The following is a 15256-nucleotide window of genomic DNA, read 5'->3' on the forward strand; positions in this document are numbered from 1 at the left end:
GGGGCGTCTTTGGTCTTGGCCTCCCTTGCTTGGGGGGGGGGGGGCCCGGGGGTGGGGGTGTCGGGGGTGGTCGTTCTGTTCCCCCCCCGCCTCCCCCCCCCACGACTACTGCGGGGCGGGGGCGTGGGTGGGCGTTAGGGTGGGGGAATGAGTGACGCGGAGACGTTGTTCGAGCGGATCATCGCGGGCGAGATCCTGTCCGAGAAGGTGTACGAGGACGCGACCACGTACGCGTTCCGTGACATAGCGCCGCAGGCGCGGGTCCACGTGCTCGTGGTGCCGAAGAAGCGGTACCGGAACCTGGCCGAGCTGGCCGCCGCCGAACCACAGCTTCTCGCCGACGTCGCGGCCACCGCCAAGAAGGTCGCCGAGCTCGAAGGGATCGCCGAATCCGGCTACCGGGTGGTGTTCAACACCGACGGTGACGCCGGGCAGACCGTCTTCCACGTGCACGCGCACGTACTCGGTGGCGAGCAGCTGGGCCATTTCGGGCGCTGAACCGCACTGCCGGGAGAAACCGAACTGCGTGCCGCCACCCGCAACCAGTAGCATCGACCTTGTCAGTGTCGTTGAAAATCGCAGCGTAAGCGCAGGAAGTAGGCCCGAGGCCACGTGGCCGGAACCGTACCGGGTGAAGCCGCCCGCCCCGACGTCCCCCTGGACGTCACAGCGAAGGCCGACGAGGCCACCGTCACCGAAGCGGCCCAGTCCCGATTCCCCATCCCCGAAGCCGCCGCGCTCAGCCTGCTCGGCTCGAGGGACGAAAACCTCCGGGTCGTCGAGGAACTCCTCGCCGCCGACGTCCACGTCCGGGGCAACGAGGTCACCCTGACCGGGGCACCCGCCGACGTCGCCTTCGCCGAGCGTGTCTTCGCCGAACTCGTGACGCTCGCCGGCCGTGGCCAGCAGGTCGACCCGGCCACCGTCCGCCGCACCGTCGGCATGCTCTCCACCGGTGACCACGAGTCACCGGCCGAAGTGCTGAGCATGAACATCATCTCCCGGCGCGGCAAGACGATCCGGCCCAAGACGCTCAACCAGAAGCGCTACGTCGACGCCATCGACAAGCACACGATCGTCTTCGGCATCGGCCCCGCCGGTACCGGCAAGACGTACCTCGCCATGGCCAAGGCCGTCCAGGCGCTGCAGGCGAAGCAGGTCACGCGCATCGTGCTGACCCGGCCCGCGGTCGAAGCCGGTGAGCGTCTCGGTTACCTGCCGGGCACGCTCAACGAGAAGATCGACCCGTACCTGCGCCCGCTTTACGACGCGCTGCACGACATGGTCGAGCCCGAGTCGATCCCCCGGCTGATGCAGGCGGGCACCATCGAGATCGCGCCGCTCGCGTACATGCGCGGCCGCACTCTCAACGACGCCTTCATCATCCTCGACGAGGCGCAGAACACCACGCCGGAACAGATGAAGATGTTCCTCACCCGGCTCGGGTTCGGCGCCAAGATCGTCGTCACCGGCGACGTCACCCAGGTCGACCTCCCCACCGGCCAGAAGAGTGGCCTGCGGGTGGTCCGGGACATCCTCGAAGGCGTCGACGACCTGCACTTCGCCCAGCTCACCAGCCAGGACGTGGTGCGGCACAGGCTCGTCGGCGACATCGTCGACGCGTACGAGAAGTGGCAGGCACTGCAGGACAGCCAGGACAAGGGCAACGGCTGGAAAGGTCAGCGGCGTTCATGAGCATCGAGATCGCCAACGAATCGGGCGTGAACGTCGACGAGAGCTCGATCGTGTCGGCCGCCCGCTTCGCGCTCGACAAGATGGAGGTCAGCCCGCTCGCCGAGCTGTCCATCCTGCTCGTCACCCTCGAGGTGATGGAGGACCTGCACGAACGCTGGATGGACCTGCCCGGTCCCACCGACGTGATGGCCTTCCCGATGGACGAGCTCGACTCGTCGCGCCGCCCGGACGCGCCCGACGCGTCGCCTGCGCTGCTCGGCGACATCGTGCTCTGCCCGGCGTTCGCCAAGGACCAGGCCAAGACGGCCGGGCACGCGCTGATCGACGAGCTGCACCTGCTCACCACCCACGGCGTGCTGCACCTGCTCGGCTACGACCACGCCGAACCCGCCGAGGAACGGGAGATGTTCGGTCTGCAGAAGCGGATCCTCGGTGAGTTCCAGGCGGCCGTGGCCGCGGTGAACCGGCGCGACGCGCAGCGCACCGCGGACGACCGGCTCCTCGGCACCGCCGGTCTCGACACCGTGCCCGCCGACGAACCTCCCGCCTAGGCGGCTCGCAGACATGGGTAGTCCCGCGGCACTGCTGATCATCGCCATCGCGCTGATCCTGCTCGCCGGGGTGTTCGCCGCGGCCGACGCCGCGGTCAGCACCGTCTCCAAGGCCCGCGCCGACGGCCTCGTCCGGATGGGCAGGCCGGGCGCGCGCCAGCTCGCGCTGGTCATCGCCGAACGCCGCCGCCACATCAACCTGATCCTGCTGCTGCGGATGACCTGCGAGCTGACCGCCACCGTGCTGGTCACCGTCGACATCCTCGGCTGGGTCCGGCCGCTGTGGCTCGCCATCGTCGTCGCCGCGGCCGTGATGGTCGTGGTGAGCTACGTGCTCATCGGCGTCGGCCCGCGCACCCTCGGCCGTCAGCATCCGTACCGGATCGGCCTGGTCGTCGCGGGGCCCGTCCGCGTCCTCGGCACGGTGCTCGGTCCGCTCAGCAAACTGCTGATCGTCCTCGGTAACGCCATCACCCCCGGCCGAGGCTTCCGCGAAGGCCCGTTCACCTCCGAAGTCGAACTGCGGGAACTGGTCGACCTCGCCCAGGAACGCGGCGTCGTCGAGGAATCCGAACGCGAGATGATCCACTCGGTGTTCGAGCTCGGCGACACCGTCGCGCGCGAGGTCATGGTGCCGCGGACGGAGATCGTGTGGATCGAGCACGAGAAGACCGTGCGCCAGGCGCTCGCGCTGGCCCTGCGGACCGGGTTCACCCGGCTGCCGGTGATCGGCGAATCCGTCGACGACATCGCGGGCGTGGTCAACATCAAGGACCTCATGCAGGCGTACATGGCCGAGGGCGGCCAGCAACGCCAGGTCGAAGAGCTGATGAACCCGGCGGGTTTCGTGCCGGACTCGAAGCGGCTCGACGAACTGCTCAAGGAGATGCAGGTCTCGCACAACCACATGGCGATCGCGGTCGACGAGTACGGCGGCACCGCGGGCCTGCTCACCATCGAGGACATCCTCGAGGAGATCGTCGGCGAGATCACCGACGAATCCGACACCGACGAACGCCCCGAGGTCGAGGAGCTCGACAGCGGCGCGGTCCGCGTCTCGTCCCGGCTTTCGGTCGACGACCTGGGCGAACTGTTCGGAATCGACCTCGAAGACCATGACGTGGAGACCGTGGGCGGGCTGCTCGCCGAGCGACTCGGTAGGGTCCCGCTGCCGGGGGCCGAAGCCGAGGTCGCCGGACTTCGGCTGTTCGCCGAAGGCGGTAAGGACCGGCGCGGGCGGATGCGGATCACCACGGTGGTCGTCCACCCCGCCGACGCGGACGCGGTGACCGACGCGGCGCAAGGCAGGCGCCGCACCCGGATCCCGCAGCCCGATGAAAGTGACAGGAGTGTCGAACATGCCTGAGCTGGACGCCGAGGACGAGAAGCTGGTGACTTTGGCCAGGTCCGCGCGAGCCCGCACCCAGGCCGCCGAAGGCGCCGCGCTCCGCGACACCGACGGCCGCACCTACGCGGCGAGCACGGTCGATCAGCCGTCCTTCAAGCTCACCGCGCTGCAGGCCGCCGTCGCGGCCGCCGTTTCGAGTGGGGCGGAAGGAATCGAGGCCGCCGTCGTGGTCACACCCGAGGGTCTGCTGAAGGGCGCTTCGGTTCAGGCGGTGCGGGACATCGCCGAGCACGCCCCGATCCACCTGGTCGATCCCAGCGGCAAGGTGCTGAACTGATGGCCGCACCGCATCGCTCAGGCTTCGCCTGTTTCGTCGGGCGGCCGAACGCGGGCAAGTCGACGCTGACCAACGCGCTCGTCGGCAGCAAGGTGGCGATCACCTCCAGCAAACCGCAGACCACCCGGCACGCCATCCGCGGCATCGTGCACCGCGACGACGCCCAGCTGGTGATCATCGACACACCGGGGCTGCACCGGCCGAGGACGCTGCTGGGCGAGCGGCTCAACGACATCGTCCACTCCACCTGGTCCGAAGTGGACGTTGTCGGGCTTTGCGTGCCCGCCAACGAAAAAGTCGGTCCCGGTGACCGGTACATCGCCGCCGAACTCAAGAAGATCGCGCAACGCACCCCGGTGATCGGCATCGTGACCAAGACGGACCTCGTGAAACCCGAACAGGTCGCCGAGCAACTGCTCGCCCTGCAGGAGGTCATGGAGTTCGCCGAACTCATCCCGGTGTCCGCTGTGGACGGTTTTCAGGTCGGCGCGCTCACGGACCTGCTGGTGCGGCACCTTCCCGAAGGCCCGCAACTGTATCCGGGCGGCGAACTCACCGACGAGCCGGAGCAAATCCTGGTCGCCGAGCTGATCCGCGAGGCCGCGCTGGAAGGCGTCCGTGACGAACTTCCGCACTCGATCGCCGTCACCGTCGAGGAAATGCTGCCGCACGAGGGCAGAGACGACATGATCGACGTCCACGCGTTCCTCTATGTGGAACGACCGAGCCAGAAGGGCATCATCCTCGGGCACAAGGGTGAACGCCTGAAGGACGTCGGCGCCCGCGCCCGCCAGCAGATCGAGGGGCTCCTCGGTTCGAAGGTCTACCTCGACCTGCACATCAAGGTGGCCAAAGAGTGGCAGCGCGACCCCCGTCAGTTGCGACGGCTGGGTTTCTGACTGCTTTTGCCTGAACGGTATGTCTCGATTCGATCGCGGAGACCGGTTGATGGTGTGGAACCGGACGGGTGACCTTAGAGTCTCACTCCTCGACTCCGCTGATCGCTGATCGGGCGGCGGCGTGCGGGTCGATCTGCAGATCATCATTCGTGAAGGGAAAGCGGTAAATGACCGACAACCAGGGCCTGCCCAACTACTCCGGCGACCCTCAGGGCGGGGGCGGCTTCAACAACCCCGGCCCGCCGCCCAACAACAACCTGGTGTGGGCCATCCTCACCACGATCCTGTGCTGCCTGCCCTTCGGTATCGTCGCGATCGTCAAGGCGAACCAGGTGAACACCCTTTGGGCGCAGGGCCAGCCGGCCGCCGCGCAGGAAGCGGCCAACGCCGCCAAGAAGTGGTCGATCATCGCCGCGATCGTCGGTGCCGTGCTCGCCATCCTCTACGTTCTTCTCCTCGTCCTCGGTGTCTTCGCGGCGTCCGTCGACCCGAACAACTACCGCTGACAGCGGCGATAGAGGGGGAGACCTCATGACCGACCAGTACCCGAACTACCCGCCTCCGGGCGGGCCTCCGCCGCAGCAGCCTTATTACGGTGGCATGCCGAACTACGGCCCGCCGCCGGACAACAACCTCGTGTGGGCCATTCTCTGCACGGTGTTGTGCTGCTTGCCGCTGGGTATCGTGGCGATCGTGAAGTCGAGCCAGGTGCAAACGTTGTGGTCTCAGGGCTTCTACGCCGAAGCCCAGAAGGCCGCCGACGACGCGAAGAAATGGTCGATGTGGGGAGCGATCGCCACCGGCGGACTTTTCCTGCTCTACATCATCTTCGTCGTGGTGATGATCATCATCGGCGCGTCGGCGGGAAGCCTCACACCGTGACGACGTCCGTCTACACGGGATTCCCGGCGCGCGGGTTCAAGGCAAAGGCCCGCGCGCTGGGGCCGCCGCTGGCCATCGCGGCCGGCGCCGGGCTCGGCTGCGTCGCACTGTGGCTGGGCGATCCCACCACTCCGGGCGGGCCGCTTCCGGTCTGCCCCACCAAATCACTGCTGGGCATCGCCTGCCCCGGCTGCGGTGGCATGCGCATGGTCTACAGCGCGCTGCACGGGGACATCCCCGCCGCGCTGCACTACAACGCGGTGTCCTTTGTGGTCGTTCTGCTGCTCGTCTGGAGCACGGTCGCCTGGACGATCGGCAGGCTTCGCGGCAGGCCGGTGGACAGCTGGCTGCACTGGCGCTGGACGCCGCTCGCGTTCGGCGTCGTGTTCGTCGTCTGGTTCGTCATCCGTAACCTGCCCTTCGCCCCGTTCACCTCGCTCTACGTCTGAGTGACGGGCCGAGGCCCGGATCGTCGGTGGCACCGAGTACGCTCCCGCGCACCGGTCTGCTCGGTGTGTACCCATGCCGTAGATTCAGGCCGGGTCGCCGCACGAGGGCCCCGTGCGCCAGGGGGCGATGAACCAGCGAGGGGATTTCGATGACCACTCCCTACGGCCAGCAGCCGCCGGGACACCAGCCGCCGTCCGGGTTCGGGCCTCCGCCGGGGGAGCAGCCTTCGCCGTTCGGGCAGCAGGCGCCCGCCGAACAGCAGTCCTCGCCGTTCGGCCAGCAGGCCCAGTCCCAGCAGGCCCAGCAGGCCCAGCAATCCCCGTTCGGCCAGCAGCCGCAGCAACAGCAGTCACCCTTCGGCCAGCAGCCCGGCCAGCCGCCGTTCGGTCAGCAGCCGCCGCCGTACGGGCAGGCGCCTTTTGGCCAGGCTTCGCCGTACGCCCTGCCTTCGCACGCGTATGCGCACTGGGGCAAGCGGCTCGCCGCGATGCTGCTCGACTTCAGCCCGATCCTCCTGGTCTACCTGATCGGCGGGATCTACTACCTGGTGACCAAGTCCGAAGCCAGCATCGCGCTGGGCATCGCCGGAATCGTCTTCATCGGTTTCACCATCTGGAACCGGTGGATCCTGATGGGCACGACCGGGCAGTCGCTCGGCAAGCGGTTCCTGAAGATCAAGCTTGTCAAGCAAACCACTGGCGAGCCGCTCGGCATCGGGATGACGATCGCCCGCGAGTTCTGCCACTTCTTCGACAACTTCCTCTTCGGTCTCGGCTACTGGTGGCCGCTGTGGGACCTGAAGCGGCAGACCTTCGCGGACAAGATCGTCGGCACGATCGTGCTCCCCGCCGACGCCGAGGCTCCCGGCGCGCAGCAGCAGTTCGGCGGCCAGTCCGGGTTCCCCGCTCCGCAGTCGTCGCCGTTCCCCGCGCAGCCGTCGCCGTTCGGTCAGCCTCAGCAGGCCCCGTCGGGTGCCTTCGGTCAGCCGCAGCAGCCGTCGCCGTTCGGTCAGCAGTCCGCACCGCAGTCGCAGCCGTTCGGGCAGCAGCCGCAGGGAATCGCGACGCCGTCCTCGGAGTCCCCGACCGAACCGGGCTTCGGCGAGTCCGAGCCCACCCAGGTGCTCCGCCCCGGTCAGTCCCAGCAGGCGCCGTCCGCGTTCGACGAGGCCGAGCCGACGCAGAAGATCACGCCGGAACAGCTGAGGCAGCAGCTGCCCGGCGCGGACGGGCCGAACGGGCCCGGAACGCCGCAACAGTAAGAAATGACCGGCGGGATCCACCCGCCGGGAAGCACGACAAAAGTGGGGAACCCGATGACGAACCCGTACGGTCAGCAGCCCGGCTACGGCCAGCAGCAGCCTTATGGCCAGCAGCCTCAGCCCGGCTACGGACCTCCGTCCGGCGCCACGCCCGCACCGTACGGCCAGCCTTCGGGGGCGAACCCCATGCCGTATGGCCAGCCGGCGCCTTACGGTCAGCCGTCGCCGTACGGCCAGCCCGCGCCCTACGGTGCTCCGGGCGGCATGCCCGGCGGCGGGGACATCAACTCGATCCCCGACTACAAGGGCTGGGCGATCGGCTGCATCTTCCTCTGCTGGATCGTCGCGATCTTCGCGATCATGAAGTCCAACGAGGTCAACACCTACAAGATGCAGGGCAACTACGCCGCCGCCATGGACGCGTCGAAGTCGACGAAGACCATGTGCATGATCGCGTCGATCATCGGTGGCGTCGGCTGCCTCTTGTCCCTTCTCTGGATCATCGTGGGCATCGCGACGGCGTTCTAACCCCGAAACAACAACGAGGACCTTTTAGATGACGAACCCTTACGGCCAGCAGCAGCCCTACGGTCAGCAGCAGCCTGGCTATGGACCCCCGTCCGGCGGCATGCCCGCTCCCTACGGCCAGCCCGCCCCGTACGGTCAGCCGTCCCCCTACGGTGCGCCGGGCGGCATGCCCGGCGGTGGCGGCGACATCAACGCCATCAAGGACTACAAGGGCTGGGCGATCGGCTGCATCTTCCTCTGCTGGATCATCGCGATCTTCGCGATCATGAAGTCCAACGAGGTCAACACCTACAAGATGCAGGGCAACTACGCCGCCGCCGCGGACGCGTCGAGGTCGACGAGGACCATGTGCATGATCGCGTCGATCATCGGTGGTGTCGGCTGCGCCTTCGCCATCGTGATGATCATCATCTCGATCGTCGCGGCTTCGACGGCGACCTACAGCTGCTACGGCAGCTACTGCTGATTCCGGGGCACACCACCCCGATGTCGGTCCCGGATGGGACGATGTCGGGGTGGTGAACCTCTATCGCGACACCGGAGTGGTGTTGCGGACGCACAAGCTCGGTGAGGCCGACCGGATCATCACCCTGCTCACGCGGCGGCACGGCAAGGTGCGTGCGGTCGCGAAAGGCGTGCGTCGGACGTCGTCGCGCTTCGGAGCGCGTTTGGAGCCGTTCGGGCACGTCGACGTCCAGTTCTACACCGGCCGTTCCCTCGACGTGATCACCCAGGTCGAGACGGTCGACGCCTTCGCGTCGCCGCTGGTGGCCGATTATCAGCGCTACACCGCGGCGAGCGCCATCGCCGAGACGGCCGACCGGTTGTCCGCCGAAGAGGGCGAACCGGTACTCAAGCTCTACATGCTCGTCGTCGGCGCACTTCGGGCCCTCGCCGGCGGCGAACGCGACAGTTCCCTCGTCCTCGACGCCTTCTTCCTGCGGGCCATGGCCTACGCGGGATGGGCGCCCGCGATCACCGAATGCGCCCGCTGCGGCCTGCCGGGACCGCACAAGGCCTTCAGTGTGTCGGCGGGCGGTTCGATGTGCCCGGATTGCCGGGTCCCCGGCTGTGTCCACCCCTCCCAGGAGGTGCTGACCCTGCTCGCGGCGCTCCTGCACGGGGAGTGGCCGGTGGCCGAAGCGGCGCTGCCGGTGCCGCGGCGGGACGCGTCCGGCCTGGTCGCGGCGCATCTGCAATGGCATCTGGAGCGTCAATTGCGGTCGCTGCCGCTGGTGGAGAGGCGTGCGCGGGAGAGCACCACCGGAGCGCAGTAGGGTCGCAGGCACAGGTTCACTCGATCAGGAGGCTCGAAGGTGCTGCGCAGGGGACGCGAGAACAAGGCGTCACAATTCGAACTTCGCGCGCCGGAGCCGCATCCGTCCGGTGCCCGGCCGCCGGAGATCCCGAAGGACCTCCTCCCGAAGCATGTGGCGCTGGTGATGGACGGCAACGGCCGCTGGGCCAACCAGCGTGGCCTGCCGAGGATCGAAGGCCACAAGCGCGGCGAAGCGGTGATGATCGACGTCGCCAGCGGTGCCGTGGAACTCGGCGTCAAATGGCTGTCGGTGTACGCGTTCTCCACCGAGAACTGGAAGCGGAGCCCGGAAGAGGTCCGTTTCCTGATGGGCTTCAACCGCGACACCATCCGCCGTCAGGTCGACTACCTCGGCTCGATCGGTGTCCGCATCCGCTGGGCAGGGCGTCGTCCCAAGCTGTGGGCGAGCGTGATCAAGGAACTCCAGGTCGCCGAGGAGAAGACCAAGCACAACACGGCGCTGAACATGACCATGTGCGTCAACTACGGCGGTCGCGCCGAACTGGGCGACGCCATGCGCCGCATCGCCCAGGACGTGGCCGACGGGAAACTGAACCCGGACAAGGTCACCGAGAAGACCATCGGGAAGTACCTGTACCAGCCCGACATGCCGGACGTGGACCTGTTCCTGCGGCCGTCGGGGGAGCAGCGGACGTCGAACTTCCTGCTCTGGCAATCGGCCTACGCCGAGATGGTTTACCAGGACACACTCTTCCCGGACTTCGACCGCACCCACCTGTGGCGGGCGTGCCTCGAATTCGCGAAACGGGACCGCCGCTTCGGCGGCGCCATCGACAAAGCTTCGGAAGGAACCTCATGACCACCGAAGCGGCGGACACGGCGGCCTTGCTGACGTCGGCACGGGAAGCCCTCGAGCGCTATCTCGAAGTCCACGTCGACGACGACGGCGCGCTGACCTTCTCGCACGCGGACGTCCCCTGCGTCATCCAGGCGACCCGGCTGGCCGAAGGGCTGACCGTGCTGAGCCTGACCTGCGTCGTCGCCTGGGATCTGCCGGACGACCCGGCGATCGCGGCCTCGGCGGCGGAACGCGCCGGTCAGGGCCTGTTCGGCACGCTCGGCGTCGTGCGCTCGGAGAAGGGGATCGACATCACCCTGCGGTACGCCTTCCCGGCCGAAGGGATGGAAGCCTCGCCGCTGGGGACGTTGCTCATGCTGGTCGTCTCGACGGCTTCGCAGCTGCGCAGCGATCTTCTGGGCACGACCTCCGGGGACTGACCTCGGGAACACAGGGTCACCTGGCATCATCTCGCGCATGGAAACCATTTCCACGAGCGCCCCGGAGCAGAAGCCGGTCCGGCGGTTCAAGATCACTTCGATCGAAGTGCTCTGCGCGATCCTGCTGATCGCGATCCTCGGGCAGAGCTGGCTCCAGCAGGTGTTCGACGTGCCCGCGCTGCGGACCGGCTCGACGGTGTTCGTCGCCGTGTGCGTGCAGGCACTGCCGTTCCTGGTGCTCGGGGTGCTGATCAGCGGCGCGATCGCGGCGTTCGTACCCGCGCGCGTGCTGGAGAAGGTGCTGCCGCGGCGCGCGGGCGCGGCGGTCGGCGTCGCGGGTCTGGCCGGGGTCGCCCTGCCGGGCTGTGAATGCGCCTCGGTGCCGGTGGCGCGCAGGCTGATCGGCCAGGGTGTGGCACCCGCGGCCGCGCTGACGTTCCTGCTGGCCGCGCCCGCGGTGAACCCGGTGGTGCTGGTCGCGACGGCGGTGGCGTTCCCCGGGAACCCGGAGATGGTGTTCGCCCGGTTCGCCGGTTCGCTCGCCACGGCGATGGTGATGGGCTGGCTGTGGGCGAAGTGGGGCAAGCTCGAGTGGATCGCGGAGCGCGCTTTGCGGCGTCTTCCGGAGGTCCAGCACGGTTCGCGCTGGAAGACCTTCGCCGAGACGGCGCGGGCGGATCTGGTCGAGGCGGGCGGATTCCTCGTGCTCGGCGCGATGATCGCCGCCGCGATGAACGTGCTCGTGCCCGCCAAATGGTTCGGTGTGCTCGGGGAGCAGATCGTGCTCGGGATCCTGGTGATGGCCGTGCTCGCCGTCGTGCTGGCCTTGTGCAGTGAGGCCGACGCCTTCGTCGCCGCGTCGCTGACCGCGATGCCCCTGCTGCCGAAACTGGTGTTCCTGGTGGTCGGTCCCGCGATCGACGTGAAACTGTTCGCCCTGCAGACCGGTACCTTCGGCAAATCCTTCGCGCTGCGCTTCGCGCCGGTGACGTTCGTCGTCGCGTTGTCCTGCGCCGTGGTCTCCGGCGTGCTGATCCTCGGAGGTGGCGCGTGAAACGCGAGACCCAGAACATCCTGCTGATCCTGCTCGGCGGGGCGCTGCTCAAGATCACCATCAACGGCGACTACCTGCGCTACGTCAAACCCGCGCAGCAGCCGTGGATCATCGCGGGCGGCGCGGTGATGGTCACGCTGGGCGCGGTCGCGATCGTCCGCGACCTGCTCGCCGCGCGCGCCGCCGCCGTTGTCTCCGGCGACGTCCACGCGCACGACCACAACACGCGTTCGGCGTGGCTGCTGATGGTCCCGGTGCTGGCCGTCTTCCTGGTCGCGCCGCCCGCGCTGGGCGCCGACTCGGTGACCCGGACCGAAGCCAGGGCGCCGCAAAGCGCCTCGGCCGGCAACGCGGCCGCCTTCCCACCGCTACCCGCCGGAGACGTGGTGCCGTTGGAGGTCAACGAGTTCGTCAGCCGCGCGGGCTGGGACAAGAGCGGGACCCTGAACGGGCGCACGGTGCGGCTGTCCGGATTCGTCGTGCACAACGAAGGCAACACGATGCTGGCCAGGCTGGTCATCGGCTGCTGCGCGGCCGACGCCTACCCGATCACCGTGCGGCTGGTGGGCGACGGCGTTTCGGGCTTCGCCAACGACACCTGGCTGGAGGTGACCGGGACGGTGGTGCCGGGCACGGCGGTGCGGGAGAACAGCTACATGCCGGACTTGACGCTCACTTCGGTGCGGCAGGTGCCGGCGCCGAAGGACCAGTACGAGTACTGAGCGCTTGCGCCGTGGGCCCCTTCGCCGGAGCGAGCCGGTGGTTGGAGTGACACTTCGCGAGGCGCGTCGGTCCTGCTGCCCTCAGGTCGGTCTGGCCGCGCTGCGTCGCAGACGCAAGGAAGGGGCCTTTCATCGCGAAATTCGCGATGAAAGGCCCCTTCCTTGCACGGGCGTCAGTGGTTCGAGCAGGTGCCGACGATCTCCACGGTGTGGCTGATGTCGGAGAAGCCGTGCTCCGAAGCGATCTTCTCGGCCCAGCGCTCGACCGCCGGTCCCTCGACCTCGACGGTGCTACCGCAGAGACGGCACACCAGGTGATGGTGGTGGTGCGACGAGCAGCGCCGGTAGATGGCCTCGCCGGTGTCGGTGCGCAGGGTGTCGATCTCGCCGGCTTCGGACAGCGACTGCAGCGTCCGGTACACCGTGGTGAGCCCGATTCCGTCGCCGCGTTTGCGCAGCTCGTCGTGCAGTTCCTGGGCGGAACGGAAGTCGTCGATCTCCTTGAGCAGCTCGACTACGGCGGCCCGCTGTTTCGTCGACCGGCGACCCGGCACCGGCGCGGGACCGTTGGCCGTCGTGGGACTCATGCTCACTTCCCCTCCTGAACGTGGGCTACGGCGTCCACCACGATATGCGCAAGGTGATCGTCGACCAGCCGGTACACCACCTCACGGCCCCGTCGCTCGCCCTGGACGACGCCCGCGGTCTTCAGCACCCGCAGGTGCTGGCTGATCAGCGGTTGCGCGACGTCGAGGGTGTCCACCAGTTCGTGCACGCACCGGTCGGCGCTGCGCAGCTGCAGGACGATGGCGATGCGGACGGGGGCGGCGAGTGCTCTGAGCAGGTCACCGGCGTCCGCGAGGGCGGCGGCCGACGCCGACGCGGCGGGCTCGGCGGGCGGACGGGCGGCCGAATGCGGTCCGGGGTCTTCCGTGAAGCCCGGGGCGGCCGAGTCCGGGGTCACCGTAGCCATCGCCGCCTCCAAGTGCATCATGATTTCCGAAGTCATTGCCAGTAACAGTGCACCCCATCTTAGTGTTCCCGCCTCAAGTGGTCTGTTCGCCGACCGGGCGACCACTCGGCGGCGGTGTTACTGCTCCAATCGGGTGACTTCGCAAAGAAATGACCATTCCGCTTCGCATGTGGTCGCTGACGGTGCAAGGTTGTCGCGGAGCGTTTCGTCGCTTCTCGTACGCTGACGACCGCGCTCGCAGGGCCCGGAGAGGCAGTGGGGAGACATGACTCGTTTCGTGACGAAGCTGGCCGCCGTGACGGCGTCCTTCGCTTTGGCGTCGGTTCCGGGGCTCGCCTCGGCGCAGACGACGCAGGCCGTCGATGAGAAGACCGGACCCGTGTCGTTCGCGAACGTGGCGTCCGCGCGGATCGGGAACTCGGGTTCGCTGATCACCGAGACCCAGCGGTCGCCGCTGACCCCCGGCCAGTCGAAGCTCTCCCCGGATCGCACCGTCGTCCCCCGTGACGAAGGTGAACGCAAGACCTTCGGCGGCAACTGGGACGTCAACCTCGGCCGCTACGGCTCGTCCGCGAACCCGTACCCGAGCGGTATCGCCAGCCGCGACCACAACGTGCTCGCCGCGCTGCAGCAGACCACCGTCCCGACGGCGGTCGCGGAGAGCAACTACGCCCTGATCGACAACGGACGCGGCGGCGCGAAGCCCGCCGACAACACCGTGCTGGTGCTCGAAGGCGCGAAGAGCGCCGTCGACTGCTCGTCGCCGAGCAAGCCGACGTCGTCGACGAGCGTGTCGAAGATCTGGGTGCGCGACGAGAACGGCGCGCTGAAGCCGGCCGGCGCTTCGGGGGTCGACATCAAGGGACTCAAGCTCGGACCGGTGTCGACCGTCCAGGCCGAGAAGGTCAGCAAGGAGAAGACCGTCTCCGACCTGACCGTGTCCCGGGTGACCGCCTTCGACCAGCTGATCCGGCAGGACGGCTGGCGCGGCGGCGACGTCACCGCCGCCGCGGGCTGGAAACTGGAGATCGTCACGCACGTGCGCGACGCGGAGGGCAAGGACCTGCGCGAGGCCCGCGCGACGATCGTGCTCGGCGGCGTGAGCTGCTCGATCCCGAAGAACTTCGTCGCGAAGCCCGCCGGTGGTACCGGGCCGGGCGCGGCGCCCGAGCAGCCGTCGGTGCCGGGAACGGTGCCCGCGGGCGGCGTCCCGCCGCAGACCGCCGACCCGACGCGGACCGTGGTGGGGCTCGGGCTGCTCGGCGGCGGCATCGTGCTCGGCGCGGCGGCCATGCTGCTCTACCGCCGTCGCGACCCCGTTCCGGTGCGGGAGAAGTAGCGGTCCCGTGCGGAACTGGCTGGCGGGACTCTCCGCCGTCGTGTCCGCGCTCGCCATCTCAGCGGGCGTGATCGTGCTGACCTGGATCCCGCCGGAGCAGCCGGTCTCGTTCGCCGAACCCGCGGTCGTCCCGGGGGAGGACGGGGCCCCGCTGGCCTTGCCCGCCGACAGTTCGACGCGCGGGCAGCGGCCCGGCACCATCCGGCTGCCCGAAGGCGGAACGGCGCGACTCGTCCGCTCAGAGGTCAACTCCGACGGCGTCCTCCCGATCCCGCGCGGTCTCCGGGACGCGGCCTGGTGGGGTGCGCGGCTCGGTGCCGAATCCGGGACGGCGCTGATCTCCGGGCACGTCAACTGGGGCGGTGCCAAAGGGCCGTTCGACGAGCTGTGGCGGATGCGGGACGGCCAGGAGGTGGCCGTCAGCGACGCGGCGGGCGGGATCTGGGTCTACCGCGTGCGCGAAATCGTCACCGTGCACAAGGACGAGCTGCCCGCGCAGGCGGCGAAGCTGTTCGCGCAGAGCGGGCCGCACCGGCTGGTGCTCGTCACCTGCGGCGGCGACTACCTCGGCGGGACGGACGGCTACCGGGACAACCGGATCGTCGTCGCCACCCCCGTCACCGGTCCACCCGCCTGAGCCCTGCCCGACCCCGCGCATTT

General features: G+C 68.6%; 21 protein-coding genes. 19 read left to right on the top strand and 2 right to left on the bottom strand.

The window, feature by feature from the left end; all coding sequences use genetic code 11:
• Positions 1-147 precede the first annotated feature (147 nt).
• From ACZ54P_RS23585 to ACZ54P_RS23665, 17 genes are all read left to right on the top strand, one after another.
• A complete protein-coding gene (locus ACZ54P_RS23585; RefSeq protein ID WP_465463722.1) occupies positions 148-498 on the top strand; it encodes a histidine triad nucleotide-binding protein in 351 nt (116 codons plus the stop codon).
• Between the two features lie 114 nt (positions 499-612).
• The gene (locus tag ACZ54P_RS23590; protein WP_465463723.1) at positions 613-1695 is read left to right on the top strand and encodes a PhoH family protein; all 1083 of its coding nucleotides are present in this window, start codon (positions 613-615) and stop codon (positions 1693-1695) included.
• On the top strand, positions 1692-2246 hold the full coding sequence (gene ybeY, locus ACZ54P_RS23595) for an rRNA maturation RNase YbeY (protein ID WP_465463724.1): 555 nt from the start codon (positions 1692-1694) through the stop codon (positions 2244-2246). Before ACZ54P_RS23590 ends, ybeY begins: the two co-directional genes overlap by 4 nt.
• A 13-nt stretch (positions 2247-2259) precedes the next feature.
• Positions 2260-3612, top strand: coding sequence for a hemolysin family protein (locus tag ACZ54P_RS23600; RefSeq protein WP_465463725.1), 1353 nt, complete (start codon positions 2260-2262; stop codon positions 3610-3612).
• The gene (locus ACZ54P_RS23605) at positions 3605-3931 is read left to right on the top strand and encodes a cytidine deaminase (protein WP_465463726.1); all 327 of its coding nucleotides are present in this window, start codon (positions 3605-3607) and stop codon (positions 3929-3931) included. Before ACZ54P_RS23600 ends, ACZ54P_RS23605 begins: the two co-directional genes overlap by 8 nt.
• Entirely contained in the window at positions 3931-4830 is a 900-nt protein-coding gene (gene era / locus ACZ54P_RS23610) for a GTPase Era (RefSeq protein WP_465463727.1), read from the top strand. Before ACZ54P_RS23605 ends, era begins: the two co-directional genes overlap by 1 nt.
• Positions 4831-4997: 167 nt before the next feature.
• A complete protein-coding gene (locus tag ACZ54P_RS23615) occupies positions 4998-5336 on the top strand; it encodes a CD225/dispanin family protein (RefSeq protein WP_465463728.1) in 339 nt (112 codons plus the stop codon).
• 25 nt (positions 5337-5361) lie between these two features.
• Positions 5362-5712, top strand: coding sequence for a CD225/dispanin family protein (locus tag ACZ54P_RS23620; RefSeq protein WP_465463729.1), 351 nt, complete (start codon positions 5362-5364; stop codon positions 5710-5712).
• Positions 5709-6161 (top strand): DUF2752 domain-containing protein, encoded by a 453-nt coding sequence (locus tag ACZ54P_RS23625; RefSeq protein WP_465463730.1) that lies wholly within the window; start codon positions 5709-5711, stop codon positions 6159-6161. The genes ACZ54P_RS23620 and ACZ54P_RS23625 overlap by 4 nt, the downstream gene beginning before the upstream one ends.
• A gap of 149 nt (positions 6162-6310) precedes the next feature.
• Entirely contained in the window at positions 6311-7423 is a 1113-nt protein-coding gene (locus tag ACZ54P_RS23630) for an RDD family protein (RefSeq protein ID WP_465463731.1), read from the top strand.
• 54 nt (positions 7424-7477) lie between these two features.
• The gene (locus ACZ54P_RS23635; RefSeq protein WP_465463732.1) at positions 7478-7951 is read left to right on the top strand and encodes a CD225/dispanin family protein; all 474 of its coding nucleotides are present in this window, start codon (positions 7478-7480) and stop codon (positions 7949-7951) included.
• A 28-nt stretch (positions 7952-7979) separates the two neighbouring features.
• The gene (locus tag ACZ54P_RS23640; RefSeq protein WP_465463733.1) at positions 7980-8417 is read left to right on the top strand and encodes a CD225/dispanin family protein; all 438 of its coding nucleotides are present in this window, start codon (positions 7980-7982) and stop codon (positions 8415-8417) included.
• A gap of 49 nt (positions 8418-8466) precedes the next feature.
• A complete protein-coding gene (recO, locus tag ACZ54P_RS23645; protein ID WP_465463734.1) occupies positions 8467-9228 on the top strand; it encodes a DNA repair protein RecO in 762 nt (253 codons plus the stop codon).
• 39 nt (positions 9229-9267) lie between these two features.
• On the top strand, positions 9268-10089 hold the full coding sequence (locus ACZ54P_RS23650) for an isoprenyl transferase (protein WP_465463735.1): 822 nt from the start codon (positions 9268-9270) through the stop codon (positions 10087-10089).
• Positions 10086-10508 carry a hypothetical protein gene (locus tag ACZ54P_RS23655; protein WP_061982749.1) on the top strand — a complete coding sequence of 141 codons (423 nt, stop codon included), beginning with the start codon at positions 10086-10088 and terminating at the stop codon, positions 10506-10508. Before ACZ54P_RS23650 ends, ACZ54P_RS23655 begins: the two co-directional genes overlap by 4 nt.
• A 37-nt stretch (positions 10509-10545) precedes the next feature.
• Positions 10546-11562, top strand: a complete 1017-nt coding sequence (locus ACZ54P_RS23660; protein ID WP_465463736.1) for a permease — start codon at positions 10546-10548, stop codon at positions 11560-11562.
• Positions 11559-12284, top strand: a complete 726-nt coding sequence (locus ACZ54P_RS23665) for a TIGR03943 family putative permease subunit (RefSeq protein ID WP_465463737.1) — start codon at positions 11559-11561, stop codon at positions 12282-12284. Before ACZ54P_RS23660 ends, ACZ54P_RS23665 begins: the two co-directional genes overlap by 4 nt.
• A 173-nt stretch (positions 12285-12457) precedes the next feature.
• Here ACZ54P_RS23665 and ACZ54P_RS23670 read toward each other — a convergent pair whose 3' ends face one another.
• A complete protein-coding gene (locus ACZ54P_RS23670) occupies positions 12458-12871 on the bottom strand; it encodes a Fur family transcriptional regulator (RefSeq protein WP_465463738.1) in 414 nt (137 codons plus the stop codon).
• A gap of 2 nt (positions 12872-12873) precedes the next feature.
• Positions 12874-13257 carry an ArsR/SmtB family transcription factor gene (locus ACZ54P_RS23675; RefSeq protein ID WP_465463739.1) on the bottom strand — a complete coding sequence of 128 codons (384 nt, stop codon included), beginning with the start codon at positions 13255-13257 and terminating at the stop codon, positions 12874-12876.
• Positions 13258-13522: 265 nt separating this feature from the next.
• On the opposite strand from ACZ54P_RS23675, the gene ACZ54P_RS23680 reads away from it, so the two are divergent.
• Together ACZ54P_RS23680 and ACZ54P_RS23685 are read left to right on the top strand one after the other, a co-directional pair.
• A complete protein-coding gene (locus ACZ54P_RS23680) occupies positions 13523-14596 on the top strand; it encodes a hypothetical protein (RefSeq protein WP_465463740.1) in 1074 nt (357 codons plus the stop codon).
• A 7-nt stretch (positions 14597-14603) separates the two neighbouring features.
• The gene (locus tag ACZ54P_RS23685; protein WP_465463741.1) at positions 14604-15233 is read left to right on the top strand and encodes a class F sortase; all 630 of its coding nucleotides are present in this window, start codon (positions 14604-14606) and stop codon (positions 15231-15233) included.
• Positions 15234-15256 lie beyond the last annotated feature (23 nt).

Source organism: Amycolatopsis sp. NPDC034160 (genome assembly GCF_055575355.1).

Excerpts from the sequence above, each read along its gene's own strand:
- ACZ54P_RS23585 (WP_465463722.1), top strand. The coding sequence starts at position 148 with ATGAGTGACGCGGAGACGTTGTTCGAGCGGATCATCGCGGGCGAGATC.
- ybeY (WP_465463724.1), top strand. The coding sequence starts at position 1,692 with ATGAGCATCGAGATCGCCAACGAATCGGGCGTGAACGTCGACGAGAGC.
- ACZ54P_RS23600 (WP_465463725.1), top strand. The coding sequence starts at position 2,260 with ATGGGTAGTCCCGCGGCACTGCTGATCATCGCCATCGCGCTGATCCTG.
- ACZ54P_RS23605 (WP_465463726.1), top strand. The coding sequence starts at position 3,605 with ATGCCTGAGCTGGACGCCGAGGACGAGAAGCTGGTGACTTTGGCCAGG.
- era (WP_465463727.1), top strand. The coding sequence starts at position 3,931 with ATGGCCGCACCGCATCGCTCAGGCTTCGCCTGTTTCGTCGGGCGGCCG.
- ACZ54P_RS23615 (WP_465463728.1), top strand. The coding sequence starts at position 4,998 with ATGACCGACAACCAGGGCCTGCCCAACTACTCCGGCGACCCTCAGGGC.
- ACZ54P_RS23620 (WP_465463729.1), top strand. The coding sequence starts at position 5,362 with ATGACCGACCAGTACCCGAACTACCCGCCTCCGGGCGGGCCTCCGCCG.
- ACZ54P_RS23630 (WP_465463731.1), top strand. The coding sequence starts at position 6,311 with ATGACCACTCCCTACGGCCAGCAGCCGCCGGGACACCAGCCGCCGTCC.
- ACZ54P_RS23635 (WP_465463732.1), top strand. The coding sequence starts at position 7,478 with ATGACGAACCCGTACGGTCAGCAGCCCGGCTACGGCCAGCAGCAGCCT.
- ACZ54P_RS23640 (WP_465463733.1), top strand. The coding sequence starts at position 7,980 with ATGACGAACCCTTACGGCCAGCAGCAGCCCTACGGTCAGCAGCAGCCT.
- ACZ54P_RS23655 (WP_061982749.1), top strand. The coding sequence starts at position 10,086 with ATGACCACCGAAGCGGCGGACACGGCGGCCTTGCTGACGTCGGCACGG.
- ACZ54P_RS23660 (WP_465463736.1), top strand. The coding sequence starts at position 10,546 with ATGGAAACCATTTCCACGAGCGCCCCGGAGCAGAAGCCGGTCCGGCGG.
- ACZ54P_RS23670 (WP_465463738.1), bottom strand. The coding sequence starts at position 12,871 with ATGAGTCCCACGACGGCCAACGGTCCCGCGCCGGTGCCGGGTCGCCGG.
- ACZ54P_RS23675 (WP_465463739.1), bottom strand. The coding sequence starts at position 13,257 with ATGGCTACGGTGACCCCGGACTCGGCCGCCCCGGGCTTCACGGAAGAC.
- ACZ54P_RS23680 (WP_465463740.1), top strand. The coding sequence starts at position 13,523 with ATGACTCGTTTCGTGACGAAGCTGGCCGCCGTGACGGCGTCCTTCGCT.